The organism is Streptomyces sp. AK02-01A, assembly GCF_033795305.1.
Lineage (GTDB): Bacteria > Actinomycetota > Actinomycetes > Streptomycetales > Streptomycetaceae > Streptomyces.
Window position 1 is genome coordinate 18,973 of record NZ_JARBAE010000020.1, and the last position, 26,146, is coordinate 45,118.

Here is a 26,146-nt window from a genome sequence, read left to right on the forward strand (position 1 = left end):
GAGGCGGGACGGGACACGGCCGCCGGGATCCGCCGGCCACCGGTCACCGGCCGGCTCGGGGCTCGTCGCGCGTGAAAGGGCCACACGATGGAGTTGACCGCTTGCGATCCGGCCGCCGATGAGATCGCGGCGCTCCGTGACCGGGCGCGCGGCGCGCTGCTCGGTCTCGCGGTGGGTGACGCGCTGGGCGCGCCCGCGGAGAACATGCGGCCCTCCGAGATCCGCCGCCGCTGGGGCCGTATCGAAGGCTTCGTCTCCGACAATCCGGTGGGTACGGACGACACGGAGTACGCCATCTTCTCCGGCCTGCTGCTCGCCCGGCACGGCTCGGCGCTGACCGTCGCCCATGTCGAGAATGCCTGGCACCACTGGCTCGCGGACCTCGACGAGGGCCCGTTCCGCGGTGCGGGTTTCAGCGAGCGCGGCACGCTGGAGAACCTCAGACGCGGTCTCGCCGCGCCCATCACCGCCCAGCACCGCCACGCCTGGAGCGACGGCCTCGCGATGCGCGCCGCTCCCTTCGGGGTCTTCGCGGCGGGCGATCCCGGTGAGGCCGCGCGGCTGGTCGCCGTCGACGGCACGGTCAGCCACGACGGCGAGGGCATCTACGGCGGCCGGGCGGTGGCGGCCGGCGTCGCCGTCGCGATGACCGGCGCGGGGCCCGCCTCGGTGATCGCCGCCGCGCTCTCCGTCATCCCCATGGACTCGTGGACGGCCCGCTCGCTGCGCCGCGCGGTCGTCGCCGCCCAGTGCGACCACCTCGACACACCGGCCATGGAACGCGCGGTCCGTTCCGCGGTGGTCATCGGCGGCTATCCCTGGACCGATCTGGCCCCGGAGGCGGTGGGACTGGCCTTCGGCGCCTTCTCGGCGGCCCGAGGAGACTTCCGTACGTCGGTGCTGACGGCCGTCAACATGGGCCGCGACGCGGACACCACCGCCGCGGTCGCGGGCGCGCTGGCCGGAGCCATGTCGGGCGCCGGGTCCATCCCCGCCGAATGGTCCTCCGTCATCGGCCCGGCGCGCGGGAGCTGTCTGCCCTCGATGCGCGGCTACCACGTGCTGGACATCGCGGATCTGCTCACTCCGTACGACGACGAAGAACAGGCGGCCTCATGACAGCGGACCAGACGGCACACCGCCCCTGCCCGGCGAGCGGGGACGGTACGCCGTCCGCCGCCGCACGGCCCGGCGCTCCGCGTCCGCCGGGCCGTGGCGCCGTCCCGGTCCGCCGTATCGAGGGTCTGCTCCTCGGACTGGCCGCCGGAGACGCCGCCGGCTGGCCCGCCGCGCGGCACCGGGCCGCCCGGATGCCCGAGTGGACCCGGCGGCTCACCCGGGAGCTGGACACCTTCGCCGAGCAGAACGCGACGACCACGCTGCCCGTACCGATCGCGCTCAACCAGCCGCCGGAACCTCTCCGGCTCGGGCCCTCCGACGACGCCGAATGGGCCGCCTTCGCCGCCGAGACCGTGCTCACCGCCGCCGGCGGTCTCTTCCGCGGTCTCGGCGCCGAACGCCGGATGCGGGCCGCCGTCGATCTCGCCTGGAACTCCCTGGCCGGCGAGATCGCGGCGGCCGCCGACCGCGCGCCCGAGGTCGAGTCCGCCGTACCGCCTCTGCGGGCGCGGATCTCGGTGCGCGCCGGTCTCGGCAATCTCGCCACCGGGCTGCGCCCGCCCGCCACCGGCCATGACAATCCGCACTACTTCGACGACGCGGCCTGCGTACGGGCCGCCGTCCTCGCGGTCGTCCACCCGGGCGACCCGGCGGCGGCGGCCGAACTCGCCGAATTCGACGCCCGGTACACCCAGGACGGCGACGGAGTGCACGGCGCCCGCGCCATGGCCGCCGCCGTCTCCGCCGCACTCGGCGGCGCGGATCCCGCAAGCGCGGTGGACGCGGCCCTCGCCCAGCTTCCGGAGACCACGGAGATCGGCCGCAACGCCCGCCACGCCGTCAAGCTGGCGCACGACTTCGCCGAGGAGCCGGCCGGCGCCTTCGCCCTCGTCCCGCTGCTGGAGCATCAGATCGTCGACCATGTGTACAGCTACGGCATCGCCGCGGCCGAGACCATGCCCGTCGCTCTCGCGCTGACGCTCGCGGCGCGCGGCGAGGTCGCCGCGGCGGTGCCGGCCGCCGCCTGCCTGTCCCGGGTCGCCGACTCCGCGCCCGCCCTCGCCGGCGCGCTGACCGGCGCGCTCGGCGGCGCGGACAGCGTGCCGGCCACCTGGCGGGACGCCTGCCGCACCCTGGCCGGCTGCGCCCTCCCCCGGCTGGCCGGGACGGATCTCGTCGAACTCGCCGGGCTGCTGGCAGACACGGAACTGACCATTCCAGAGGGACAATTCCGACATGACGACGCTCAGCACCTCTTCGCACCCGGCGCTCTCGACGGCCCCGGCCACCACGGCGCCCGCCCTCACACTCGCTGACCGGATCACCGGCTGTCTGATCGGAGCGGCCGTCGGTGACGCGCTCGGCGGACCGGTCGAGGGCTACTCCCCCGACCAGATCGCCGAGCGCCACGGCGGCCGGGTGTCCGGCATCGTCGGCCCGTGGCACGAGGACTGGCGCACGGCCCGCCCTCTCGCTCCGTACCACAAGGGCGACGGCCATGTCACCGACGACACCTTGATGACGCATGCGCTGATCCGCGTGTACGAGGCCGTCCGCGACCATCTCGACGCCTACGCGGTGGCCGGCCATCTCGTACCCGACCTCATCTCCACCCCTCGCTGGATCCCGGAGCTGGAGGCCGAGGCGCTTCCGCTCCAGCGGATCTTCCTCGCCGAGAAGTGGATCGTCGCCCGCCTGCACTACGGACACGCCGACCCGCGCGAGGCGGGCACCGGGAACATCGTCAACTGCGGTGCGGCGATGTACATGGCGCCGGTGGGACTGGTCAACGCGGCGCATCCGGCGGCCGCGTACGCCGAGGCGATCGATGTCGCGGGCGCGCACCAGTCCTCGTACGGGCGGGAGGCCGCCGGAGTGTTCGCCGCGGCGGTCGCCGCGGCCTGCCTCCCCGGCGCCACTCCCACGACGGTCGTCGAGACCTGTCTCGGCCTCGCCAAGGACGGCACGCGCGCCGCGATCGAAGCGGTGTGCGACGAGGCGTCCCGGCACCACGACACGGAGTCCGCGCTGCGCGCGCTGCGCGACGCCGTCGCGCCCTTCGACACCGTCGGCCCGGACTACCGCGCTCCGTCACTGGGCGCCCGCCGCCCCTCCCGGCTCCACTCCATCGAGGAACTGCCGGTGGCGCTCGGCATGCTGCTGGTCGGCGCGGGCGACTTCCGCCGTACGGTGCTGGGCTCGGTCAACTACGGGCGGGACTGCGACTCGATCGCCACCATGAGCGGCGCCCTGGCCGGGGCGCTGAGCGGCGAGTCCTGTGTGCCCGCCGACTGGGCGGCACGCGTGGCCGAGGCGAGCCGTCTCGATCTGCACGCTCCGGCGCGCGCGCTGACGCGCGTGGCGTCCGAGGTCTTCGCGCGGGACACGGAGCGGCGGCGCGCGCACGAGAAGGCGTTCGCCCGGCTGACGGAATCCCGGTGAGCGGCCTGCGTCTCACCTGGGTCCAGCCCGAGGACCTGATCGGCCATGAACTGCGCCAGGCGTCGGAGGACGGCCGCGACGCCGCCTGGATCGCGTACCGCTGGCGCTCGGCCGGCGGCCACCGCGCTCCCGAGCGCGCCGGCGCCTCGCGGGAGCCGGCGCCGCCACGGCTGCGGGCTCTGGCCGAGAGGCTGCTGGACGAGCTGTCGCTGCTGCCCTCGCCGGCCGCCGAGTCCGAGCCGACGGAGCTGCCGGCGATCCGTGGAGCGTGCCCGTCCTGGCCCGAAGGACCGCGGGCCCACGCTTCCCACGGCTCCGCCTCCCATGCCTCTCACCACAACGACGCCGGCGGCCCGGGCCCTCGTCCTCAGGACACGCGCCCAGGCCTCTCCGTCGCCCGGCTGCATGCCGCATGGCTCGGCCGGGCCGTGGGATGTCTGCTCGGGAAGCCCGTCGAGAAGCTGCCGCTCCAGGGCATCCGGGCCCTCGCCCGCGCCACCGGCAACTGGCCGCTGCGCACCTGGTTCACCGCCCGGGGCCTGCCGCCCGGCCTCGCCCACGCGTATCCCTGGAACCGGCGTTCCGCGCCGACCTCGCTCGCGGAGAACATCGACGGGATGCCCGAGGACGACGATCTCAACTATCCCCTCCTCAATGTGCTGCTGCTCCAGCGCCACGGCCGGGGTTTCACCACCGCGCAGGTGGCGGGAGTCTGGCTCGACGAGCTGCCGGCCGGACGTACGTTCACGGCCGAGCGGGTCGCGTACCGCAATCTGCTCTCCGGGATGGAGCCGCCGTACACCGCCCGGTACCACAATCCGTTCCGGGAGTGGATCGGCGCGGTGATCCGGGCCGATGTGCACGGCTGGACGCATCCCGGAGACCCCGCGGCCGCCGCCGAGCAGGCACACCGGGAGGCCACACTCACGCATACCGGCAACGGCGTGTACGGCGCGATGTTCACCGCGGCCGTGATCGCCGCGGCGGCCGGTGGCACGGATGTGCACGGCTGCCTCCGGGCCGGTCTGTCCGTCGTACCGCCGCGTTCCCGGCTCGCCGGTGCCGTCCGGCTCGGTATCGAATCCGCCCGCGCCCACGCGGACTTCGAGACCGTCGTCGACACACTGCACGCCGGGCTCGGCCATTACCACTGGGTCCACGCCGTCCCCAACACCGCTCTGGTCGCCGCGGCCCTGGCCCATGCCGACGGCGACTTCGGCGGCTCCATCTGCCGTGCCGTGTCCGGCGGCTGGGACACCGACTCGAACGGCGCGACGGCCGGTTCCGTCGCCGGCCTGCTGGCCGGCCATCCGGCCAGACTGCCGGAGCACTGGACGGCTCCGCTCAAGAACCGGCTCGCCACATCCGTCGGCGGTTTCGACGGCATCGGATTTGATGTCCTCGCGGAACTGACCCGCACCGCGACCACCAGGGAGGCACTCCGCCCATGACCGCCATCGTGGTGCTCGGCAGCACCAATATGGACCTTGTCACCTATGTCGCGCGGGCCCCGAAGCTCGGCGAGACCGTCACCGGCCGTGAGTTCCGCACGATCCCCGGCGGCAAAGGCGCCAACCAGGCCGTCGCCGCCGCGCGCGCGGGCGGAGACGTGGCGATGGTCGGCGCGGTCGGCGCCGACGAGTTCGGCGAGCAGCTCCGGCACACGCTCGTCGCCTCCGGTGTGGACACGGATCTCCTGCGCACCGCCGAAGGCCCCTCCGGCACCGCCCATATCGTCGTCGACGACGAGGGCGGCAACTCGATCGTCGTGATTCCCGCCGCGAACGGCACCGTCACCTGTCTCGGCCCCGGTGACGAGACCCTGATCGCCGCCGCGGACTCACTGCTCCTCCAGCTCGAACTGCCGCTGAGCGCCGTCCTGGCCGGCGCGGAGGCCGGCCGCCGCCACGGCGTACGGACCGTCCTCACTCCCGCGCCCGCCCAGCCGCTGCCGCCCGAACTGCTCGCCGCCGTCGATCTGCTCGTTCCCAATGAACACGAGGCGGCCATGCTCACCGGCGTCGCCGACCCGCGAGCGGCGGCCGACGCCCTGCTGCGCCAGGTCCCGGAGGTGGTGATCACCCTCGGCGCGGCGGGCAGCCTGTACACGGCCCGGGGCATGGAGCCGGTGACCGTGCCCGCGCCGCGCGTCACCGCCGTGGACACCACCGGCGCGGGCGACACCTTCGTCGGCGCCCTCACCGTCGCGCTGGGCGAGGGCCGGCCGATGCCGGAGGCGATGGCCTGGGCCTCGGCGGCGGCGTCGCTCTGCGTCCAGCGCCCCGGCGCGTCCACCTCCATGCCGTACCGCACCGAGATCGAGGTCTGATGACCGCTCCCGCTCCCGCCCACGCCGCTTCCGCTTCCACCGACGCGCCGCTCCCGCCGCCTCTCGCCGGTCTGCGCGTCCTCGACCTCGCGACGCTCTTCGCGGGTCCGCTGGCCGCCACCATGCTCGGCGACTTCGGCGCCGACGTGATCAAGGTCGAACACCCCACCCGGCCCGATCCGTCGCGCGGCCACGGCCCCGCCAAGGACGGCGTGGGCCTGTGGTGGAAACTGCTCGGCCGCAACAAGCGCGCCATCACCCTCGATCTCTCCACCTCGGGCGGCCGCGATCTGCTGCTCCGGCTCGCCGCCGACGCCGACGTGATCATCGAGAACTTCCGCCCCGGAACCCTGGAGAAATGGGGCCTGGGCTGGGAAGAGCTCTCCACCGCCAATCCTCGGACCGTCCTCGCCCGGGTCACGGGCTTCGGCCAGTTCGGCCCGTACTCGCACCGGCCGGGATTCGGCACGCTGGCCGAGGCGATGAGCGGATTCGCCGCCGCGACCGGCGAGCCCGGCGGACCGCCCACGCTGCCGCCCTTCGGCCTGGCCGACTCGATCGCCGCGCTGGCCACGGCGTACGCGGTGATGACCGCGCTGAACGGCCGGGCCGTGACGGGCCGGGGCCAGGTGGTGGACCTGGCGATCATCGAGCCGATCCTCACCGTCCTCGGGCCGCAGCCGCTCTGGTACGACCAGCTCGGCTATGTCCAGCCGCGTACGGGCAACCGCTCCCGCAACAACGCTCCTCGCAACACCTACCGCACCGCCGACGGCTCCTGGCTGGCCGTCTCCACCTCCGCCCAGTCCATCGCCGAACGGGTCATGCGGCTCGTCGGCCGCCCCGAGCTGACCGAGGAACCCTGGTTCAGCACCGGCGGCGGCCGGGCCGGCCACGCGGACGTACTGGACGAGGCGGTCGGCGGCTGGATCGGACGCCACACCCGTGAGGAGGCCATGGCCGCGTTCGAGAAGGCCGAGGCGGCGATCGCGCCCGTCTACGACATCCGCGATGTGCTGGAGGACCCGCAATACCAGGCGCTCGGCACCATCGTCGAGGTCCCCGATCCCGAGCTGGGCCCGCTCAGGATGCAGAACGTCCTCTTCCGGCTCTCCGAGACCCCTGGCGCGATCCGCTGGGCCGGCCGGCCGCATGGCGCGGACACCGACGCGGTACTGGCCGAGCTGGGTCTGTCCACGGCGGAGGTCGCCGCGCTCCGCTCGGGCGGAGCGCTGTGACCGTCGCTCTCACCTGGCTCTATGTTCCCGGAGACCGCCCGGAGGTCATGACGAAGGCGCTCTCCTACGGCGCGGACGTCGTCATCGTGGACCTGGAGGACGCGGTGGCGCCGGACCGGAAGGAGTACGCGCGCGCCGCCACGACGGAGTTTCTGGCCGAGGCCCGGACCGTCCCGGTCCATGTCCGCATCACCGACGAACACGATGTCCCGTCGCTGGTCGGCCTGGACGGGCTGACCGGACTGCGCCTGCCGAAGGTCACCCACCCGTCCGATGTCCACCGCGTCGCCGCACGCGCGCCGGACACCGCGCTGTATCCGCTGCTCGAATCGGCCCTCGCCGTGGAACACGCCTACGCCATCGCGACCGCGCATCCCGCGGTCCGCGGCATCGCGCTCGGCGAGGCGGATCTCCGCGCCGATCTGGGCGTACGGGACGACACCGGCCTGGACTGGTCGCGCAGCCGGGCCGTGGTGGCGGCCCGCGCGGCGGGTCTGGCTCCGCCGGTCCAGTCGGTGTTCCCGGACGTCAGGGACCTGGACGGGCTGGCGGCGTCCTGTGTCCACGGCCGGTCCCTGGGCCTCCTCGGCCGGGCCGCGATCCATCCGCGTCAGCTCCCTGTCATCGAGCGGACCTATCTGCCCACTCCACAGGAGATCGCCGAGGCCGAGGAGATCATCGAGGCGGCGGCCGACGGCGCGGGAGCGCTCGCGCTGGCCGACGGCCGTTTCGTGGACGCGGCGATCGTGGCGGCGGCCCGCCGCACCCTGTCCCTGGCCGCTCGCCACAGCGTGTTCTGAGAGGTCCCGCCCGGCCGGTTCTCCGGGAAGACACCGGGGCCCGCCGGACCTCTCGGTCCGGCGGGCCCCGGTGACACGGGCGGTGCCCGTCAGGTCTTCTCGGCCGCCTCGGCGCCGGTGGAGTCGGCCACGACGGCCCCATCGGTCTTCCCGGAAGCGTCCTTGGCGTCGTCCGCGTCGCCGACAGCCGCCTTGGCGTCCTCGGTGGCCGCGGCCTCGTCGGTGGCCTTGGGCGTGCCCGCCGCCTCCGGCTCCACGATCTCCTCGCGTCCCGGCCGGATCCGCGCCGAGAGGACGAAGTAGACGACCGCCAGCACGAAGACGACCGCCGCCGTCCAGACATTCAGCCGCACGCCCAGAATGTGGTGCGCCTCGTCGACCCGCATGTACTCGATCCAGGAGCGGCCCACGCAGTACAGCGCGACATACAGGGCGAAGACCCGCCCGTGGCCGAGCTTGAAGCGGCGGTCGGCCCAGACGATCAGCAGCGCCACACCCACGCACCACAGGAACTCGTACAGGAACGTCGGGTGGTAGAGACCGGCCTCCCGGTTCGCGCCCGCGCTGATCTTCAGCGCCCACGGCAGATCCGTCGGCTTGCCGTACAGCTCCTGGTTGAACCAGTTGCCCCAGCGGCCGATGGCCTGCGCGAGGACGATGCCCGGCGCGATGGCGTCCGCGTACGCCGGAAGCGGAATCCCGCGACGCCGGCAGCCGATCCAGGCACCGACCGCGCCCAGCGCGATCGCGCCCCAGATCCCGAGGCCGCCTTCCCAGATCTTGAAGGCGTCGACCCAGTCCTCACCATCACTGAAGTAGAGCTGGTAGTCGGTGACGACGTGGTAGAGCCGGCCGCCGACCAGACCGAAGGGCACCGCCCAGACGGCGATGTCGGCCACGGTGCCGGGTTTGCCACCCCGGGCGACCCAGCGCTTGCCGCCGTACCAGACCGCGACGAAGACACCGATGATGATGCAGAACGCGTAGCCACGGAGCGGTAGTGGTCCGAGATGGAGCACTCCGGTCGAGGGGCTGGGAATGTAGGCAAGATTCATGGCGGAACCGACGCTACAGTGCCGGGCGGGACGTAGGGCAACCCGCCCGGCAACTTCTGGATAACGAGCTCAGGCCGACGGAGCCGAAGCGGCCGGGACCGAGCTCGGGGCGGACGGCGAGACCGTGCCCGGCTTCTTGCCCTTGTCGGCCGCCGCGACCCACTTCTGCAGATTGGCCGGAGTGATCTCTTCGCTGCCCTTCTTCGGGAAGACCGGCTCCCCGTTGAGCAGCACGGTCGGCGTGCCGGAGAAGCGGCCCGCCCGGAACGCCGCGGCGGACTTGTTCACCCAGCCGTTGTGGAGCCCGCCCTCCACACACTGGCGGAAACCGCGCGCCGTCTCCAGCCCGTCGACCTTGCCGGCCAGGTCCAGCAGACGGCTGTTCCTGGCGAAGAGGTCTTCCGTCTCCGGCGGCTGGTTCTTGAACAGCACGTCGTGGTACCGCGCGAACTCACCGGCGTCCTGCGCGCACGCCGCGGCATTGGCCGCGTTCAGCGAGCCGCTGCCGCCCATGTTGTTGTCGATGATCGTGACGAGGTGGTACTCGACCTTGAGCTTGCCCGCCTTCTCCAGCTTGTTGATCGTGCTCCGGAAGGCGTTCTCGAACTGGGCACAGGCCGGGCAGCGGAAGTCCTCCCACACCGTGAGCGTGGACGGCGCGTCCGACGCCCCGACGGGGATCGCCAGATCGTCCTTGCCGTTGGCGCCCGACGGCGCGGCGGCCGGTCGCGCCACGTCGACTTCCTTGTCCTCGCCGGCGTTCGCGGCGACCAGCCCGATCACGGCGGCCAGGCCGAGCGCTCCGACGACCGCCGCGGACACGATCAGGGTGCGCCTGCGCTTCTCGCTCACATTCTGCTCGTCACGTTCCTGCTGGAGCCGCTCTCTCGCGCTCCGGGTTTCCTCACGGTTCTTCTCGCTCACGCACACAGCAACGAGCCGGGGAGGCATGTCCGCACCTCCCCGGCCGCAAATCCACCCGTACGGGCTATGCCGTCGCTCAGCGCTTACGCACGCCTTCGGCCAGCTCACCCGCCAGCGCGCGCACCGCCACCAGCCCCGCCGCCTCGTCCGGCGCGTCCAGCATGCGCTTCACAAAGGCCGAGCCGACGATCACACCGTCCGCGAAGCCCGCGACCTCCGCCGCCTGCCCGGCGTCGGACACTCCGAGGCCGACACAGACCGGCAGCCCGGTGGTGGCGCGGGTGCGCCGTACCAGGTCCTGGGCCTGCGCGCCCACCGACGCGCGCGTACCGGTGACGCCCATCAGGGAAGCGGCGTAGACAAAGCCGGTGCCCACGGCCGTGATCTTCGCCAGCCGCTCGTCCCGGCTGCTCGGCGCGACCACGAAGACCGTGGCCAGACCGTGCTTCTCGGCGTGCTCGCGCCACAGCACGGACTCCTCGACGGGCAGGTCCGGCAGGATGCAGCCGGCGCCGCCCGCCTCGGCCAGCTCGGCGGTGAACCGCTCGACGCCGTACCGGTCGACCGGATTCCAGTACGTCATCACCAGCACCGGTCTGCCGGTCGCCTCGTACGCCTCGCGGACCGTGCGCATCACATCGGCGATCTTCACACCGCCGCGCAGCGCGATGTCGTCGGCGGTCTGGATGACCGGCCCGTCCAGCACCGGGTCGCTGTGCGGCAGACCCACTTCCACCACGTCCGCGCCGCCGTCGAAGGCCGCCTTCACCGCGGCGATCCCGCCGTCGACGGTCGGGAAGCCGGCCGGCAGATAGGCGATCAGCGCGGCCCGGTCCTCCGCACGGGCGTTCGCGAGCGTGTCGGCCAGTAGCTGAATGTTCCCGCTCACTTCGCGTCCTCGCCGTCGTACAGCCCGAAGTACCGGGCGGCCGTGTCCATGTCCTTGTCGCCACGCCCGGAGAGATTGACGACGATCAGGCCGTCCTCGCCCAGTTCCTGTCCCAGCTCCAGCGCGCCGGCCAGCGCGTGCGCGCTCTCGATGGCCGGGATGATCCCCTCGGTACGGGAGAGCAGCCGCAGTGCCTCCATCGCGGCGGCGTCGGTCACCGCCCGGTACTCACCGCGTCCGCTGTCCTTGAGATACGCGTGCTCCGGGCCGATGCCCGGATAGTCCAGTCCGGCCGAGATCGAGTACGGCTCGGTGATCTGGCCTTCCTCGTCCTGCAGGACGTACGACCGTGATCCGTGCAGGATGCCCGGCTCGCCCGCGGTCAGTGTGGCGGCGTGCTCGCCGGTCTCGATCCCGTGTCCGGCGGGCTCGCAGCCCACCAGCCGCACGCCCTCGTCGGGGATGAAGGCGTGGAAGAGGCCGATCGCGTTGGACCCGCCGCCCACACACGCCACGGCCGCGTCCGGGAGCCGCCCGGCGCGCTCCAGGATCTGCCGCCGCGCCTCCACGCCGATGACCCGGTGGAAGTCACGCACCATCGCGGGGAAGGGATGCGGCCCGGCGACCGTGCCGAACAGATAGTGCGTACGGTCCACATTGGCGACCCAGTCCCGGAACGCCTCGTTGATGGCGTCCTTCAGCGTCCGGCTGCCGGACGCGACCGGCACGACATCGGCGCCGAGCATCCGCATCCGGGCCACATTGAGCGCCTGGCGGCGAGTGTCGATCTCGCCCATGTAGATGGTGCATTCAAGCCCGAACAGGGCGCAGGCGGTCGCGGTCGCGACACCGTGCTGGCCCGCGCCGGTCTCGGCGATGACCCGGGTCTTGCCCATGCGCTTGGTCAGCAGCGCCTGGCCCAGCACATTGTTGATCTTGTGTGAACCGGTGTGGTTGAGGTCCTCGCGCTTGAGGAACACCCGGGCGCCTCCGGCGTGCGCCGCGAACCGCGGGACATCGGTGAGCGCGCTGGGCCGGCCGGTGTAGTTGACCATGAGGTCGTTCAGCTCGGCGACGAAGGCCGGATCGGACTTGGCCTTCTCGTACTCGACGGCGACCTCGTCGACGGCGGCGACCAGCGCCTCCGGGATGAACTTGCCGCCGAAGGCACCGAAGTACCCGTCGGCGCCGGGCGTAAGGCCCTCCGGGTCCGGGATGAAGAAGCCGGACGGCGCGGGCGGTTGAGAAGACTCTGAGGTCACGGAGGACTCGGAGAACACGGAAGAAACTCCTCGGGAGGTACGGGCGGGATTCACCGTATGCGCGCTGAGCGGAACAGCCCCGGGCCCGGCGAAGGACACGCGGAGATGGACGGACCGCGGCGGCCGATGCCCGGATTGCCCGGATACCGGTCACCTGGATATACGCGGGTGACCGGCGATTCGACGCCACGACTCGCGGGACCGGTGGCATGGGCGCGTACCGATCACCGCACGGTCCAAGAGCCGGGCGAGCGGCACGGCGCCGTACGCGAAACGCGCGGCGCCACACCTCGGAAGGCGGTCCGGCGCGCACGACGGCGGCCGTCCGCGCCTCCGGCACGGCTCAGGCTCGGAGCGCGGCTACCCGCGCCATCGCATCCCGTTGACCTGACCGGGCTCGTCACCGATCACATAGCGGACCCGCCGTCCGTGCACGCGCCTGGCCGGCGCCCGGCAGCCGCGCGGGCGGCAGCCGCGCGCCAGCGGCGCGTGCGGTACGCGTGCCGGGGCCCCGGCCGAGCGCGGGCTCGGCCGGTTACCAGGCATACGGACTGCGACGGCGGCGCTCACGGTGCGGTCAGTCCCTCCCGTGCCGCAGCGCGGGGTGCGCTCCCGCGGCGACCAGATCGGCCACCGCGCCCTTCGGGTCGCGCCCGGTGACCAGCGACTCGCCGACAAGCACCGCGTCGGCCCCGGCGTTGGCGTAGGCGATCAGGTCGTGCGGTCCGCGCACACCGGACTCGGCGATCTTCACAATGCCGGCCGGGATCTCGGGAGCGACCCGCTCGAATGTGCCTCGGTCGACCTGCAGCGTCCTCAGATCACGCGCGTTGACCCCGATGATCTTCGCGCCGGCGTCCACCGCCCGCTCCACCTCGTCCTCGTCGTGCACCTCGACGAGCGGCGTGAGCCCGATCGACTCGGCCCGCTCGATCAGTGAGATCAGGGCCGGCTGGTCGAGGGCGGCGACGATCAGCAGCACGAGGTCGGCGCCGTAGGCCCGCGCCTCCCAGAGCTGGTAGGAGGTGACGATGAAGTCCTTGCGCAGGACCGGGATGTCGACCTTGGCCCGTACGGCCTCCAGGTCGGCGAGCGAACCGCCGAAGCGCCGCTGCTCGGTCAGTACGGAGATGACGGCGGCGCCGCCCGCCTCGTAGTCGGCGGCGAGCGCCGCCGGGTCGGCGATCGCGGCGAGCGCGCCCTTGGACGGGCTGGACCGCTTGACCTCGCAGATCACCCGGACGCCCTCGCCACGCAGCGCGGCGACGCCGTCCTTGGCCTGGGGCGCCTTGGCCGCGCGCTCCTTGAGCTCGTCAAGGCCGACGCGCGCCTGCCGCTCTGCGAGGTCGGCGCGGACGCCTTCGATGATCTCGTCGAGCACACTCACGCGAGCGGGCCCCCTTCCAGGACAGTGATGTTGGGATGTTGGTTCGGAACCGGATACGGCATGGACCCGGGAGCGAATCACGTACGTGTGGTGATCAAGTCAGTCATTGGATCAGGATCAGCCATATCGATGCTAGCCGGAAGAGGCCGAAGGACCCGCATCCGGTTGGCCGAGCATGCCACCACCTGGGCCTTCACGGTGCGAGTGACGAGCCGAAGGGCAGGTTTCTGACGACGCTGAAGGCGAGGACCAGCCCGCCGAGCGCCCACCACCAGGCGGGCGCCAGAGCGATCCGCAGAGGCAGCCGTTTCCGGGCCCGTACCACCCACGCCACCCACAGGACGGCGAAGGCCGCGTAACCGAGGACGGCCACCGCGTTGTCGCCGAGGGCCCCGGACAGATCGCCGTGCGCGACGGCGTGCGCGCTGCGCAGCCCGCCGCAGCCGGGACAGTAGACGCCGGTGAGGCCGTAGAGCGGGCAGACCGGATAGTGGCCGGTTTCATTCGGATCGACCAGGCCGACGTAGGTGAACGCGGCGGCGACCACGGCGAGGGTGGCGAGCGGCGGCAGCAGCCGGCGGACGAGCGAGGCCGGCGGCCCGGCGGGCGGAGACGGAGCCGGGGACCAGGAGGCCGGGACGGGCCCGTCGCCGGAGTACGGCGGGCCCGGCGCGGCCCGGCCGGGCCCGTCCGGCTCCGGCGCTGCGGGGATTGGCATGGGGTCCATCCGGTGATTGTCGCCGCCCGTACCGAAAGTCGCAGCACGCTCCGGGCCGCGGCTCCCGGAGACCGCCTCTGCCGGCTCCCGCGCACCGTGTCCCGCTGTGGAGCCTCTGCCGGATCAGACGGTCTGCGCCTGCGTCTGGCCCTGGGTCCCCGGCTCGGACCGCGCCTGCACCTGCTCGCTCGCGGCCTGCGCCCTGGCCTGCACCATCGCGGCGGACTCCTTGGGCATGCCGAGACCGGCGGCCTTCATGGCCAGACCGACGACGCCGCCGAGCAGGATGACCGCGATGCCGGCCCAGAACCCGGCCTGGTTCGCCGCCACCATGAAGACTCCCGCGATGCAGAAGCCGAAGAAGGAGATGGTGACACCGGTCCAGGCCGCCGGGGTATGTCCGTGGCTGCTGCCCGCCATGAGTTGCTCCTCAGTTGCTGTTGCGCTATGTGAGTCGGACACTCAACCAACATTGTCCCGCATACGCGCCTCGTACAGCGCCGGGGGGTCGGCCGGAACCACCACATGTGGCACACCCCATACGGCCCAGTCCGTACGGATGGTTCCGCTCGGCCGGTCGTGGGCTCAGCTCTCGCGCGTCGGATCCTCGCCGCGGTCCAGTGCCTTCCACAGGTCCTCGGGACGGTCGGGATCCACGACGGGCGCCCGGCCGGCGGCGCGGGAGGGCCCGTGCCCGTCGGCGGCCACGCCCGCGCCGGGACGCTCGTAACGGCGGGACATGGCGGGCCAGCGCCGGCCGTAGCCGACGGCCAGCAGCCCCGCCGCCAGGATCAGCACACTGCCGACAGCGGTCACATAGGGCCACGCGGTGTGCGTCAGGGCCTCGACGGTGGCGGCCGCGTCGCCGGTCGTCTGCGCGGCCTTCTCGTCCAGGGCCGCGCTGTCCGACGCGCCGGTGTACGCGGCGGCGGCCGCGCCCGCGCCGCTCAGTGCGAGCAGCGCGGAGACCAGCAGCCGTCCCGCGCTGCGCACGGCGAAGACGGCGACGAGGGCCGCGAGGCCGACGACGGCGAGGGCCGCGGGGACGCCGGTGATGTCACGGCCGTTGGCGTCGAGCGGTACGGAGCCGCCGCCGACGGCCGCCGTGCCCTCGGCCCAGATCTGGCCGGAGGCGATCAGCACCACGGCGGCGCCGAGAGCTCCGAGGAGCAGCGCGATCGCGAGACTGCGACGGCCGCTCGCGGCGTTGTCGGCCGGGACGGCGGTGCGGGGCTGGGGTACGGGTACGGCACTCACGACCCCCACTATCCCCTACCGGTCCGCGCGTCCGGAGGCCCGGGTTGTCCCTCGGGCCGCCGGACACCGGGCGGCCTCGGGGTCAGACCTCGTTCAGCCGGTTCGCGGTGTGCACGGCGCGCAGCACCGCGGCCGCCTTGTTGCGGCATTCGGTGTCCTCGGAGACCGGGTCGGAGTCGGCGACGACGCCCGCTCCCGCCTGCACATATGCCGTGCCGTCGCGGAGCAGTGCGGTACGGATGGCGATGGCGGTGTCGGAGTCTCCGGCGAAGTCGAGATAGCCGACGCAGCCGCCGTACAGTCCGCGCCGCGTGGGCTCCAGCTCGTCGATGATCTGCATGGCGCGCGGCTTGGGCGCACCGGAGAGCGTGCCCGCCGGGAAGCAGGCGGTCAGCACGTCGAAGGCGCCGCGTCCCTCGGCGACCCGTCCGGTGACGGTCGAGACGATGTGCATCACATGCGAGTAGCGCTCGACGGACATGAAGTCGACGACCTCGACGCTGCCGGGCTCGCAGACCCGGCCCAGGTCGTTGCGGCCGAGGTCGACGAGCATCAGATGTTCGGCGCGCTCCTTGGGGTCGGCGAGCAGCTCGTCGGCGAGCGCCTGGTCCTCCTGCGGAGTGGCGCCGCGCGGCCTGGTCCCGGCGATCGGGTGGACCATCGCGTGCCCGTTCTCGACCTTGACCAGCGCCTCGGGGCTGGAGCCGACGACGTCGAAGGCCCCGCCGTCCTCGCTGGGAAGGCGGAAGAGATACATGTACGGGCTCGGGTTGGTGGCCCGCAGCACCCGGTAGACATCCAGCGCGCTCGCGGTGCACGGGGTCTCGAAGCGCTGGGAGGGCACGACCTGGAACGCCTCGCCCGCGCGGATCCGCTCCTTGATGTCGTCGACGGCGGCCTGGTAGGCGGCGCCGCCCCAGAGCGCCGTGTACGCGGGCAGCTCGGAGGCGGGCAGCGCGGTGGGCGCCGAGTGCGCGGGCTGGGCGAGGTCGGCGGCCATGGCGTCGAGGCGGGCGACGGCGTCGGCGTACGCCTCGTCCACACCGGTGTCCAGGTCGTTGTGGTTGATCGCGTTGGCGATCAGCAGGACCGTGCCGTCCCAGTGGTCGAGGACGGCCAGGTCCGAGGTGAGCAGCATGGTCAGCTCGGGGATGCGCAGATCGTCGCGGGCGTGATCGCCGATCTTCTCCAGGCGGCGGACGATGTCGTAGCCGAGATAGCCGACCATGCCGCCGGTGAAGGGCGGCATTCCGGCGGCGAGGTCGCGCGGCGTGTGCAGCGTCTCCACGGTGGCGCGCAGCGCGGTGAGCGGGTCGCCGTCGACGGGCACGCCGACGGGCGGAGTGCCGAGCCAGTGTGTGCGTCCGTCGCGCTCGGTGAGCGTGGCGGAGGACCGCACGCCGATGAACGAGTAGCGGGACCAGGAGCGGCCGTTCTCCGCGGACTCCAGCAGAAAGGTGCCGGGACGCTCGGCGGCCAGCTTCCGGTACAGGCCGACCGGAGTGTCGCCGTCCGCGAGCAGCCGTCGGCTGACGGGGATGACACGGCGGTCCACCGCCAGCTTGCGGAAGGTCTCAAGATCCATGGCCGCTGACCCTACTCGTTGGGAAGTCGCTGGGAAGGCCACACTCCGGCCGGTCACCGGCCGAGCGGAAGGACATCCGCGTCGAAGCAGGTGCGCGCTCCGGTGTGGCAGGCCGCGCCCTCCTGGTCGACCTGGACGAGGACGGTGTCGGCGTCGCAGTCCAGGGCGACGGACTTGACGTGCTGGACATGGCCCGAGGTGTCGCCCTTGACCCAGTACTCCTGGCGGCTGCGCGACCAGTAGGTGCAGCGGCCCGTGGTCAGCGTGCGGTGCAGCGCCTCGTCGTCCATCCAGCCGAGCATCAGCACCTCGCCGGTGTCGTACTGCTGCGCGATGGCCGGGATCAGTCCGTCTGCGCTGCGCTTGAGGCGGTCGGCGATGGCGGGGGCGAGTCCGGCGGTCGGGCCCTGGGCCGCGGTCGTACTGGTCATACGGCCATTGTGCCGCGCCCGCTCGGGTCACCGGGCCGGACGTCCACTGGCCGGACTCGGTGCGGCCACCGTAGGGTTACGGACATGTCGACCCATGCCAAGCGTGAACGACTCCTGCTCGCCGACCTGTTGGAGGCGGCGGGCCCCGATGCTCCGACGCTGTGCGACGGCTGGCTGGCCCGGGATCTGGCGGCCCATGTGGTGGTGCGCGAGCGCCGCCCGGACGCGGCCGGCGGGACGATGGTCTCGCTGCTCAGGAACCGGCTGGACCGGGTGCACGGCGAGTATGTCTCGAAGCCGTACGAGGAGCTGATCCAGCTCATCCGTACGGGACCGCCGCGGATGTCGCCGTACGGCATCAAGCAGGTCGACGAGGCGGCGAACACCGTCGAGTTCTATGTCCACGCGGAGGATGTCCGGCGGGCGCAGCCCGACTGGTCGCCTCGGGAGCTGGACAGCGTGTTCGCGAACACGCTGTGGTCGCGGCTGGAGAAGGCCGCCAGGCTGCTGGGCCGGAAGTCGCCGGTCGGTCTGGTGCTGCGCCGCCCGGACGGCCAGACGGCCGTCGCCCATCGCGGCGCTCCGGTGGTGACCGTCACCGGCGAGCCGGGCGAGCTGGTGCTCTTCGCCTTCGGCCGGCAGGGCGCGGCGGATGTGCGGCTGGACGGCGACAAGGACGCGGTCGCGCGGCTTCAGGAAGCGAAGCTGGGCGTCTGAGCCCGCCGCGGCGTGCCGTGGGCGCGGTGCGTGGCCGTCAGTCCGGGAGTTCGGCGCGGCGGACGGCCGGGAACGCGAAGCCGAGCAGGCCGCCCGTGCCGCAGACGGCGGCGCTGACGACAAAGACCGGCCCGGTGCCCCACAGGCTCACCGCCGCGCCGGTGAGTGGATAGCAGAGCGGCGCGATCCCGAGCATGAAGAGGGTCGCGACCGAGGTGACCCGTCCCAGGTAGGCGGGGTCGGAGGCGGTCTGGAGCAGGGCTCCGTTCAGCGCGCCGCTCAGGCCGGCCAGCAGTCCGATGAGGACGCCCACGACGACGGCCGCGCCGATGGAGGGCGCGAAGGCCAGTGCGGCGACGGCGGCCGATCCGGCGCTGAGCACGATGGCCTGGACGAGTCCCGCGCGTGGCACTCGTCCCTTCACCGCCAGGGCCAGGGAGCTCGCGCCGGCGCCGGCGCCGAAGGCCGCGACGATCCAGCCCATGCCGTCGGCGCCCCAGCCGCGTTCCTGGACGAGCAGGGTCAGACCGATGTTGAGCGGACCCACGAAGCCCAGTTCGCCGACGGCGACGACCAGCAGCAGCGGAGCGAGCACCCGGTGGCGGCGGATGTAGCGCAGGCCGTCGACCAGTTCGCTCCAGGCGGTGCCGGCCTGGCCGGCCGCCTCCCTGGCGGGCTCCGGAGCGATCCGTAGCGCGAGCAGCAGCGGCAGCGACACCGCGAACAGCGCCCCGGCCACGGCGAACGCGGTCACCGAGCCACCGAGGGCCACCGCGAGTCCGCCGAGCGGCGCCCCGGTCACATTGGCGACGCGGGCCGCGAGTCCGCGCAGTCCCTGCACTCGTGCGAGCTGGCCGGGCGTGGTGATACGAGGCGGCAGAGCCCCGACGGCCGGCAGAAAGAGCGCGTCCACGGCGCCGAAGACCAGCGCGACGGTGGCCAGCAGCCAGAGGGTGGGAGTGGTGAACAGCAGCGCGGCGGCCATGCCCAGGATGAAGAGGCAGCGCGCCGCGTCGCTGCCGATGACCACCCGGCGTGGACCGAACCGGTCGGCGAGGACTCCGCCGCCGAGCATCAGCACGGCGCGCGGTACGGCTCCGACGGCGAGCACGAGGCCGGCCTGGGTGGGACTGCCGGTGCGGGTCGCGGCCCAGGACAGCGCCAGGTAGTAGACGCTGTCGCCGACCATCGAGGCGGTGTACGCGCTGAGCCAGCGCAGGACATTGCCGTCACGGTGGGCGGGCCGCTGGGGAGCCGGTGCGACGGGTGCGGACGCGAGTGCGGAGACGGGCAGGGCGGTCTCGCTCATGGTCAGGTGATCCTTCCGGGCTCGCCGGTTCAGGTCCGGAACGGGAATCCGTACAGGTGCAGCGCGACGTGCTCGCGTCCGTCGGTGTCACCGGCCTCCTCGGCGGCCCGGCCCGCGGCCTCGTACTTCTTGGCGAGCTGGTGCATCTCACTGGTGAACGCGACGAGTTCGGCCGCCGTCAGCGGTGCCAGGTATTCGTTGCTGAAGGCGGCGCGGCGCCAGTCGGCGTCCCAGGCGCTCTGGGTGTCGAGATAGCGGCGGTAGAGATCGGAGCGCTGTTCGAAGGACATCCGGCCGACGGCGGCATGGGTGGCGGCCTTCTCGGGCGCGTCGCTGAAGTCCTCGTCATGGAAGCTCAGCCCCTGCGACGCGAGCTGCCACCATCGCTCGCGCCCGTCCCTGCCCTGCGGCTCGGCCTGCTCGATCAGTCCGTGGTCGGCGAGCTTGCGCAGGTGGTAACTGACCAGCGACACGGCCTCGTCCACCTGGTCGGCGAGTTGCGAGGCGGTGGCCGTACGCGCGATGTACAGCGCTCGGTAGAGCTTCATGCGCAGCGGATGCCCGAACGCCTTGAGGGTGTCGAGATCCGTGATCCTGCGGGGATTGGTGTCCGGCATGACCGTGAGCCTAGACAGAAAAGAAAAGTTGCGCAATATAAATTGCACAATAAAAGTTGCACGATCTGGTACGCGAAGGCGGAGGTGTACGCCAAAAAACCGGAACACCGGAGCGCCGCCGAGCGCGGTTCTCGCGCCCGGCGGCCGGCACCAGGTGTCAGCGGACCTGGTGTCCCGCTCCCCGCAGCGCGTCCTTGACCTGCGAGATCCGCAGATCGCCGAAGTGGAAGACGGACGCGGCCAGTACGGCGTCGGCGCCCGCGTCGATCGCCGGCGGGAAGTCCGCGAGCCGTCCCGCTCCGCCGGAGGCGATGACGGGCACGGTCACATGCTTGCGCACGGCCGCGATCATCTCGGTGTCGTAGCCGTCCTTCGTGCCGTCGGCGTCCATCGAGTTGAGCAGGATCTCTCCCGCGCCCAGCTCCGCCGCCCGGTGCGCCCACTCGACCGCGTCGATGCCGGTGCCCCGGCGGCCGCCGTGTGTCGTGACCTCGAAGGAGCCCGAGGCGGTCCGGCGCGCGTCGACCGAGAGCACCAGCACCTGGCGCCCGAAGCGTTCGGCGATCTCCCGGAGCAGCTCGGGCCTGGCGATGGCCGCCGTGTTGACACCGACCTTGTCGGCGCCTGCCCTGAGCAGCTTGTCGACGTCCTCGGGCGCGCGGACACCACCGCCGACGGTGAGCGGGATGAAGACCTGCTCGGCGGTGCGGCGCACCACGTCGTACGTCGTCTCGCGGTCGCCGGACGAGGCGGTGATGTCGAGGAACGTCAGCTCGTCGGCGCCCTCGGCGTCATAGAGCTTGGCCATCTCGACCGGGTCTCCGGCGTCGCGCAGATTACGGAAGTTGACGCCTTTGACGACCCGGCCGTTGTCCACGTCCAGGCAGGGAATGACTCGGACCGCGAGTGTCATGCCGGCGCTCCCCGGAAGGCTTCGACCTCGACCTCGACGACCAGGCTCGGATCGATGAGGCCGGCGACGATGACCATCGAAGCGGCCGGCCGTACGGCGTCGAAGAGTTCCTTGTGGGCGCGGCCGATGTCGTCCGCGTCCCGGGCGTGGGTGATGTACATCCGGGTGCGTACCACGTCCGCCACACCGAGGCCCAGCTCCTCCAGCGCCTTGACGGCGACGCCGAAGGCGGTCCTCGTCTGCTCGTACGGTCCGCCCTCCGCGATCCTGCCGCCGACCACCGAGGTGCAACCGGACACCAGGACAAGGCCGTTCGGGAGCTCCACGGCCCGGGAGTAACCGAAGGTCTCCTCCCACGGGCCGCCCGACGAGATCTTCCGCACGTCGTTCATCCGGACACCGCCGCGAGCGCCTCTTCCAGAGTGAACGCCTCGGCGTACAGCGCCTTTCCGACGATGGCGCCTTCGACACCGGCGGGCACCAGCGTGGCGATCGCGCGCAGATCGTCCAGCGAGGAGACTCCGCCCGAGGCGACGACCGGCTTGTCGGTCGCGGCGCAGACGCTCTTCAGCAGTTCCAGGTTGGGGCCCTGGAGGGTGCCGTCCTTGGCGATGTCGGTGACGACATAGCGCGCGCAGCCCTCGGCGTCGAGGCGGGCCAGGGTCTCGTAGAGGTCGCCGCCGTCGCGGGTCCAGCCGCGGCCGCGCAGTGTGGTGCCGCGTACGTCGAGGCCGACCGCGATCCGGTCGCCGTGCTCAGCGATGATCTTGGCGACCCACTCCGGTGTCTCCAGCGCGGCCGTGCCGAGGTTGACGCGGGTGCAGCCGGTGGCGAGGGCGGCGGCGAGCGAGGCGTCGTCACGGATACCGCCGGACAGTTCGACCTTGAGGTTCAGGTCCGCGAAGGACGCTGTGACCTCGGCGATCAGCTCACGGTTGTCACCGGTGCCGAAGGCCGCGTCGAGGTCGACGAGATGCAGCCACTCGGCGCCGGCGCGCTGCCAGGCGAGGGCCGCTTCCAGCGGAGAGCCGTACGACGTCTCCGTACCGGACTCGCCGTGCACGAGCCGCACGGCCTGGCCGTCGCGGACGTCGACGGCGGGGAGGAGTTCGAGCTTCGGCACAGATGACATCTCAGAGGGTTCCGATCCAGTTGGTCAGCAGCCGGGCACCGGCGTCGCCGGACTTCTCGGGGTGGAACTGGGTGGCCCACAGCGCGCCGTTCTCCACGGCGGCCACGAACGGCTCGCCATGGGAGGACCAGGCGACCTTGGGGCCACGGATCTTGGGGTTGGTGACTTCCAGGCTCCACTGGTGCACCGCGTACGAGTGCACGAAGTAGAAGCGGGCATCGGCGTCGAGCCCGGCGAACAACTCGCTGTCCTCCGGCGCCTCGACCGTGTTCCAGCCCATGTGCGGGACGACCGGGGCCTGGAGCGGACCGACCGTGCCGGGCCACTCGTCGAGGCCCTCGGTCTCCACGCCGTGTTCGATGCCACGCTCGAAGAGGATCTGCATACCGACGCAGATGCCCATGACGGGACGGCCGCCGGCCAGCCTGCGGCCGATGATCCACTCACCACGGGCGGCCTTGAGCCCGCGCATACAGGCGGAGAAGGCGCCGACACCGGGAACGAGCAGTCCGTCGGCGTTCATGGCCCGGTCGAAGTCACGGGTGATCTCGACATCGGCACCGGCCCGGGCCAGGGCGCGTTCCGCGGAACGGACATTGCCGAATCCGTAGTCGAATACGACGACGCTGGCGCTCTTGCTCATTCCCAGATCCCTTGGATACGCAGGACTCCCGCGACCAGACAGAGCACCGAGCAGAGGGCCAGCAGCCCGATCACGCCCTTGGGCAGCTTCTGCTTGGAGAAGGAGTAGACACCTCCGGCCAGAAAGAGTCCCACGACAATCAGAATGGTGGACAGACCGGTCACAGGGCGCCCTTGGTAGACGGAAGAATTCCCACCGCGCGCGGATCGCGCTCGGAGGCGTACCGCAGGGCACGGGCGAGCGCCTTGAACTGGCACTCCACGATGTGGTGCGCGTTGCGGCCGTACGGGACATGGACATGCAGCGCGATCCGGGCCTGCGCGACGAAGGACTCCAGGATGTGCCGGGTCATCGTGGTGTCATAGCCGCCGATCATCGGCGCCATGTTCGCCGGTTCGGTGTGCACCAGATACGGACGGCCGGAGAGATCGACGGTGACCTCGGCGAGCGACTCGTCCAGCGGGACGGTGCAGTTGCCGAAGCGGTAGAGGCCGACCTTGTCGCCGAGCGCCTGCTTGAAGGCGGCGCCGAGGGCCAGGGCCGTGTCCTCGATGGTGTGGTGCGAGTCGATGTGCAGATCGCCCTCGGTCTTCACCGTGAGGTCGAAGAGGCCGTGCCGGCCGAGCTGGTCGAGCATGTGGTCGAAGAATCCGACCCCGGTCGACACATCGACCCTGCCGCTGCCGTCGAGATCGATCTCGACGACGACGGAGGTCTCCTTGGTACTGCGCTCCACGCGGCCGATGCGGCTCATGCGCTCTGCTCCTTCGGGGGTGTGGGCGTGTTTCCCACGTAACTCAGCATGTCTCGTACCGCGTCGAGGAACGCGTCGTTCTCGGCCGGAGTGCCCGCGGTGACCCGCAGCCGTCCCGGTACGCCGTTGTCGCGGATCAGGACACCTCTGTCGAGAATCCGCCGCCAGGCCGCGTGGGCGTCCTCGAAGCGGCCGAACTGCACGAAGTTCGCGTCCGATTCCGTGACCTCGAAACCGATCGCCCGCAACTCGCGTACCAGGCGGTCCCGCTCGGTCTTGAGCTGTTCGACGTATCCCAGCAGCGTATCGGTGTGCTCCAGCGCGGCCAGCGCGGTGGCCTGGGTGACGGCGGAGAGGTGGTACGGCAGGCGTACGAGCTGGACGGCGTCCACCACGGCCGGATGCGCGGCGAGATAGCCGAGGCGCAGCCCGGCCGCGCCGAAGGCCTTGGACATCGTGCGGGACACGACCAGCCGCGGCCGGCCCTCGATGAGCGGGAGCAGCGAGGGCCGGTGGCTGAATTCGACGTATGCCTCGTCGACGACGACGAGTGACGGTTTGGCCGCCTGGGCGGCCTCGTACAGCGCGAGGACCGTTTCCGCGTCGACGGCGGTGCCCGTCGGGTTGTTGGGCGAGGTGATGAAGACGACATCGGGACGGTGCTCGTCGATCGCCTTGCGCGCCGCCGCCACATCGATGGTGAAGTCCTCGTGGCGCGGTCCGGAGAGCCAGCCGGTGCCGGTGCCGCGCGCGATCAGACCGTGCATCGAGTACGAGGGCTCGAAGCCGATCGCCGTGCGTCCCGGGCCGCCGAAGGTCTGCAGGAGCTGCTGGATGACCTCGTTGGAGCCGTTGGCGGCCCAGACGTTCGCGTGGGTCAGCGGGTGTTTGCCGGTGCGGGTCAGATAGCGGGCCAGCTCGGTGCGGAGCTCGACGGCGTCCCGGTCCGGATAGCGGTTGAGTCCTCGGGCCGCCTCGCGGACGCGCTCGGTGATCCGCTCGACCAGCGGCTCGGGCAGCGGGTACGGGTTCTCGTTGGTGTTGAGCTGTACGGGGACGTCGAGCTGCGGCGCGCCGTACGGGGTCTTGCCGCGCAGTTCGTCCCGTACCGGCAGGTCGTCGATGCCGAAGGTCGCGGGGTCGGTCACTTGCCGGGCACCTGCCATCCGAACCGGGCCCGGACCGCCGCGCCGTGTGCGGGCAGGTCCTCCGCCTCGGCCAGCGTCACCACATGGTGGCCGACACCGGCGAGCGCCTCTCTGCTGTAGTCCACGATGTGGATGCCGCGCAGGAAGGACTGGACGGAGAGACCGGACGAGTGGCAGGCGCAACCGCCGGTCGGCAGTACGTGGTTGGAGCCCGCGCAGTAGTCGCCGAGGGAGACCGGGGCGTACGGGCCGACGAAGACGGCGCCGGCGTTGCGGACCCGCGCGGCGACCGCGGCCGCGTCGGCGGTCTGGATCTCCAGGTGTTCGGCGCCGTACGCGTCGACGACCCGCAGGCCGTCCTCGACGGAGTCGACCAGGACGATCGCGGACTGCCTGCCGGACAGGGCCGGGAGGATCCGGTCGTCGCCGTGCTTGGTCGCCGCGACCTGCGGCTCCAGCTCCTTCTCGACGGCGTCGGCCAGCTCCGCCGAGTCCGTGACGAGGACGGCCGCGGCGAGCGGGTCGTGCTCGGCCTGGCTGATCAGATCCGCGGCGACATGCACCGGGTCGGCGGTCGCGTCCGCGAGGACCGCGATCTCGGTCGGGCCCGCCTCGGTGTCGATGCCGATCCGGCCGGTGAAGTAGCGCTTGGCGGCGGCGACCCAGATATTGCCGGGGCCGGTGACCATATTGGCCGCGGCGCACTCGTCCGTTCCGTACGCGAACATCGCGACGGCCTGGGCGCCGCCCACCGCGTACACCTCGTCGACGCCCAGCAGCGCGCAGGCGGCCAGGATCGTCGGGTGCGGCAGACCGCCGAATTCCCGCTGCGGCGGTGAGGCGAGGGCGATGGACTCGACGCCCGCCTCCTGCGCGGGAACCACATTCATGATCACGGACGACGGATAGACGGACAGTCCGCCCGGCGCGTAGAGGCCCACGCGGCCGACCGGCACCCATTTCTCGGTGACCGAGCCGCCGGGCACGACCTGCGTGGTGTGCGGTTCGCGCCGCTGCGCGCGGTGGACGAGCCTGGCCCGCAGGACCGACTCCTCCAGAGCGGCCCGTACGGCCGGATCAAGCCGCTCCAGCGCGTCGGCGAGCGCGGTCGCGGGCACCCGCACCCGCTCCAGCTTCACGCCGTCGAACCTCTCCGCGTACTCGATCAGCGCCGCCGTGCCCCGATGATGTACGTCCTCGCAGATCGGACGCACTTTCTCCAGTGCGGCTTCCACGTCGAACTCGGCTCGGGGCAGCAGGTCACGCAGCGTTCCGCCCTCGGGAAGGGCGTCGCCGCGCAGATCGATTCGTGAGATCACGGGGTCAATTCTCGCAGACCGGATCGGGCGGCCGGACGCCAGTATCACTGGCTGATACTCGCCGTGGACACCGCCTCTCACTCCTCGCGTTCAGCACGTCACCCAGTGGGCACAAAAGGAGTACGGACCCATCTGTAACGATCTGTACGCAAACGGGA

At 72.0% G+C, this 26,146-nt stretch carries 29 protein-coding genes; 8 read left to right on the forward strand and 21 right to left on the reverse strand.

What is annotated here, in order from left to right; translation table 11 throughout:
• Positions 1-87: 87 nt before the first annotated feature.
• From PV679_RS19555 to PV679_RS19585, 7 genes are read left to right on the forward strand one after another with little or no spacing between them, the layout of a single operon-like run.
• Positions 88-1,119 (forward strand): ADP-ribosylglycohydrolase family protein, encoded by a 1,032-nt coding sequence (locus PV679_RS19555; RefSeq protein WP_319681601.1) that lies wholly within the window; start codon positions 88-90, stop codon positions 1,117-1,119.
• On the forward strand, positions 1,116-2,435 hold the full coding sequence (locus PV679_RS19560; RefSeq protein ID WP_319681602.1) for an ADP-ribosylglycohydrolase family protein: 1,320 nt from the start codon (positions 1,116-1,118) through the stop codon (positions 2,433-2,435). The genes PV679_RS19555 and PV679_RS19560 overlap by 4 nt, the downstream gene beginning before the upstream one ends.
• A complete protein-coding gene (locus tag PV679_RS19565; RefSeq protein WP_319681603.1) occupies positions 2,356-3,561 on the forward strand; it encodes an ADP-ribosylglycohydrolase family protein in 1,206 nt (401 codons plus the stop codon). Before PV679_RS19560 ends, PV679_RS19565 begins: the two co-directional genes overlap by 80 nt.
• On the forward strand, positions 3,558-5,012 hold the full coding sequence (locus PV679_RS19570) for an ADP-ribosylglycohydrolase family protein (protein ID WP_319681604.1): 1,455 nt from the start codon (positions 3,558-3,560) through the stop codon (positions 5,010-5,012). The genes PV679_RS19565 and PV679_RS19570 overlap by 4 nt, the downstream gene beginning before the upstream one ends.
• Positions 5,009-5,890: a ribokinase gene (gene rbsK / locus PV679_RS19575; protein ID WP_319681605.1), complete on the forward strand. Its 882-nt coding sequence runs from the start codon at positions 5,009-5,011 to the stop codon at positions 5,888-5,890. The genes PV679_RS19570 and rbsK overlap by 4 nt, the downstream gene beginning before the upstream one ends.
• Positions 5,890-7,128: a CoA transferase gene (locus tag PV679_RS19580; RefSeq protein ID WP_319681606.1), complete on the forward strand. Its 1,239-nt coding sequence runs from the start codon at positions 5,890-5,892 to the stop codon at positions 7,126-7,128. Before rbsK ends, PV679_RS19580 begins: the two co-directional genes overlap by 1 nt.
• 47 nt (positions 7,129-7,175) lie before the next feature.
• Positions 7,176-7,928 carry an HpcH/HpaI aldolase/citrate lyase family protein gene (locus tag PV679_RS19585; protein WP_416069756.1) on the forward strand — a complete coding sequence of 251 codons (753 nt, stop codon included), beginning with the start codon at positions 7,176-7,178 and terminating at the stop codon, positions 7,926-7,928.
• Between the two features lie 89 nt (positions 7,929-8,017).
• Here PV679_RS19585 and lgt read toward each other — a convergent pair whose 3' ends face one another.
• From lgt to hisI, 11 genes are all read right to left on the reverse strand, one after another.
• Positions 8,018-8,983 (reverse strand): prolipoprotein diacylglyceryl transferase, encoded by a 966-nt coding sequence (gene lgt / locus PV679_RS19590; RefSeq protein ID WP_319681608.1) that lies wholly within the window; start codon positions 8,981-8,983, stop codon positions 8,018-8,020.
• 69 nt (positions 8,984-9,052) lie between these two features.
• Positions 9,053-9,907 (reverse strand): DsbA family protein, encoded by an 855-nt coding sequence (locus PV679_RS19595; RefSeq protein WP_319681609.1) that lies wholly within the window; start codon positions 9,905-9,907, stop codon positions 9,053-9,055.
• A 76-nt stretch (positions 9,908-9,983) separates the two neighbouring features.
• Entirely contained in the window at positions 9,984-10,796 is an 813-nt protein-coding gene (gene trpA / locus PV679_RS19600) for a tryptophan synthase subunit alpha (RefSeq protein WP_319681610.1), read from the reverse strand.
• Positions 10,793-12,076 carry a tryptophan synthase subunit beta gene (trpB, locus tag PV679_RS19605; protein WP_319681611.1) on the reverse strand — a complete coding sequence of 428 codons (1,284 nt, stop codon included), beginning with the start codon at positions 12,074-12,076 and terminating at the stop codon, positions 10,793-10,795. The genes trpA and trpB overlap by 4 nt, the downstream gene beginning before the upstream one ends.
• A 342-nt stretch (positions 12,077-12,418) precedes the next feature.
• Positions 12,419-12,604, reverse strand: a complete 186-nt coding sequence (gene trpM, locus PV679_RS19610; protein WP_319681697.1) for a tryptophan biosynthesis modulator TrpM — start codon at positions 12,602-12,604, stop codon at positions 12,419-12,421.
• A 31-nt stretch (positions 12,605-12,635) separates the two neighbouring features.
• Complete coding sequence (trpC, locus tag PV679_RS19615) at positions 12,636-13,445, reverse strand: indole-3-glycerol phosphate synthase TrpC (protein WP_319681612.1); 810 nt, start codon at positions 13,443-13,445, stop codon at positions 12,636-12,638.
• Positions 13,446-13,638: 193 nt separating this feature from the next.
• Positions 13,639-14,172 carry a DUF2752 domain-containing protein gene (locus tag PV679_RS19620; protein WP_319681613.1) on the reverse strand — a complete coding sequence of 178 codons (534 nt, stop codon included), beginning with the start codon at positions 14,170-14,172 and terminating at the stop codon, positions 13,639-13,641.
• Positions 14,173-14,286: 114 nt separating this feature from the next.
• Positions 14,287-14,583 carry an HGxxPAAW family protein gene (locus PV679_RS19625; protein ID WP_319681614.1) on the reverse strand — a complete coding sequence of 99 codons (297 nt, stop codon included), beginning with the start codon at positions 14,581-14,583 and terminating at the stop codon, positions 14,287-14,289.
• A gap of 165 nt (positions 14,584-14,748) precedes the next feature.
• Positions 14,749-15,429: a TIGR02234 family membrane protein gene (locus tag PV679_RS19630; RefSeq protein WP_319681615.1), complete on the reverse strand. Its 681-nt coding sequence runs from the start codon at positions 15,427-15,429 to the stop codon at positions 14,749-14,751.
• A 73-nt stretch (positions 15,430-15,502) separates the two neighbouring features.
• Positions 15,503-17,005, reverse strand: a complete 1,503-nt coding sequence (locus PV679_RS19635) for an anthranilate synthase component I (protein WP_319681616.1) — start codon at positions 17,003-17,005, stop codon at positions 15,503-15,505.
• A gap of 53 nt (positions 17,006-17,058) precedes the next feature.
• Positions 17,059-17,436, reverse strand: coding sequence for a phosphoribosyl-AMP cyclohydrolase (hisI, locus tag PV679_RS19640; protein ID WP_319681617.1), 378 nt, complete (start codon positions 17,434-17,436; stop codon positions 17,059-17,061).
• A gap of 84 nt (positions 17,437-17,520) precedes the next feature.
• Between hisI and PV679_RS19645 the strand changes: the two genes are divergently transcribed.
• Complete coding sequence (locus PV679_RS19645) at positions 17,521-18,153, forward strand: TIGR03085 family metal-binding protein (protein WP_319681618.1); 633 nt, start codon at positions 17,521-17,523, stop codon at positions 18,151-18,153.
• 37 nt (positions 18,154-18,190) lie between these two features.
• On the opposite strand, the gene PV679_RS19650 is transcribed toward PV679_RS19645, so the two are convergent.
• The 10 genes from PV679_RS19650 to hisD all read right to left on the reverse strand — a co-directional run bounded on the left by PV679_RS19650 (position 18,191) and on the right by hisD (position 25,988).
• On the reverse strand, positions 18,191-19,462 hold the full coding sequence (locus tag PV679_RS19650; protein WP_319681619.1) for an MFS transporter: 1,272 nt from the start codon (positions 19,460-19,462) through the stop codon (positions 18,191-18,193).
• 29 nt (positions 19,463-19,491) lie between these two features.
• On the reverse strand, positions 19,492-20,079 hold the full coding sequence (locus PV679_RS19655; RefSeq protein ID WP_319681620.1) for a helix-turn-helix domain-containing protein: 588 nt from the start codon (positions 20,077-20,079) through the stop codon (positions 19,492-19,494).
• A gap of 157 nt (positions 20,080-20,236) precedes the next feature.
• Positions 20,237-20,992 (reverse strand): imidazole glycerol phosphate synthase subunit HisF, encoded by a 756-nt coding sequence (gene hisF / locus PV679_RS19660; RefSeq protein ID WP_319681621.1) that lies wholly within the window; start codon positions 20,990-20,992, stop codon positions 20,237-20,239.
• Positions 20,989-21,384: a RidA family protein gene (locus PV679_RS19665; RefSeq protein ID WP_319681622.1), complete on the reverse strand. Its 396-nt coding sequence runs from the start codon at positions 21,382-21,384 to the stop codon at positions 20,989-20,991. Before PV679_RS19665 ends, hisF begins: the two co-directional genes overlap by 4 nt.
• Positions 21,381-22,115 carry a bifunctional 1-(5-phosphoribosyl)-5-((5-phosphoribosylamino)methylideneamino)imidazole-4-carboxamide isomerase/phosphoribosylanthranilate isomerase PriA gene (gene priA, locus PV679_RS19670; RefSeq protein WP_319681623.1) on the reverse strand — a complete coding sequence of 245 codons (735 nt, stop codon included), beginning with the start codon at positions 22,113-22,115 and terminating at the stop codon, positions 21,381-21,383. The genes PV679_RS19665 and priA overlap by 4 nt, the downstream gene beginning before the upstream one ends.
• Positions 22,116-22,125: 10 nt before the next feature.
• Entirely contained in the window at positions 22,126-22,767 is a 642-nt protein-coding gene (gene hisH / locus PV679_RS19675; protein WP_416069752.1) for an imidazole glycerol phosphate synthase subunit HisH, read from the reverse strand.
• A complete protein-coding gene (locus tag PV679_RS19680) occupies positions 22,764-22,931 on the reverse strand; it encodes a hypothetical protein (protein WP_319681699.1) in 168 nt (55 codons plus the stop codon). Before PV679_RS19680 ends, hisH begins: the two co-directional genes overlap by 4 nt.
• Positions 22,928-23,521 carry an imidazoleglycerol-phosphate dehydratase HisB gene (gene hisB, locus PV679_RS19685; protein WP_319681624.1) on the reverse strand — a complete coding sequence of 198 codons (594 nt, stop codon included), beginning with the start codon at positions 23,519-23,521 and terminating at the stop codon, positions 22,928-22,930. The genes PV679_RS19680 and hisB overlap by 4 nt, the downstream gene beginning before the upstream one ends.
• Complete coding sequence (locus PV679_RS19690; RefSeq protein ID WP_319681625.1) at positions 23,518-24,669, reverse strand: histidinol-phosphate transaminase; 1,152 nt, start codon at positions 24,667-24,669, stop codon at positions 23,518-23,520. The genes hisB and PV679_RS19690 overlap by 4 nt, the downstream gene beginning before the upstream one ends.
• Positions 24,666-25,988, reverse strand: a complete 1,323-nt coding sequence (hisD, locus tag PV679_RS19695; RefSeq protein WP_319681626.1) for a histidinol dehydrogenase — start codon at positions 25,986-25,988, stop codon at positions 24,666-24,668. The genes PV679_RS19690 and hisD overlap by 4 nt, the downstream gene beginning before the upstream one ends.
• Between the last annotated feature and the right edge of the window lie 158 nt (positions 25,989-26,146).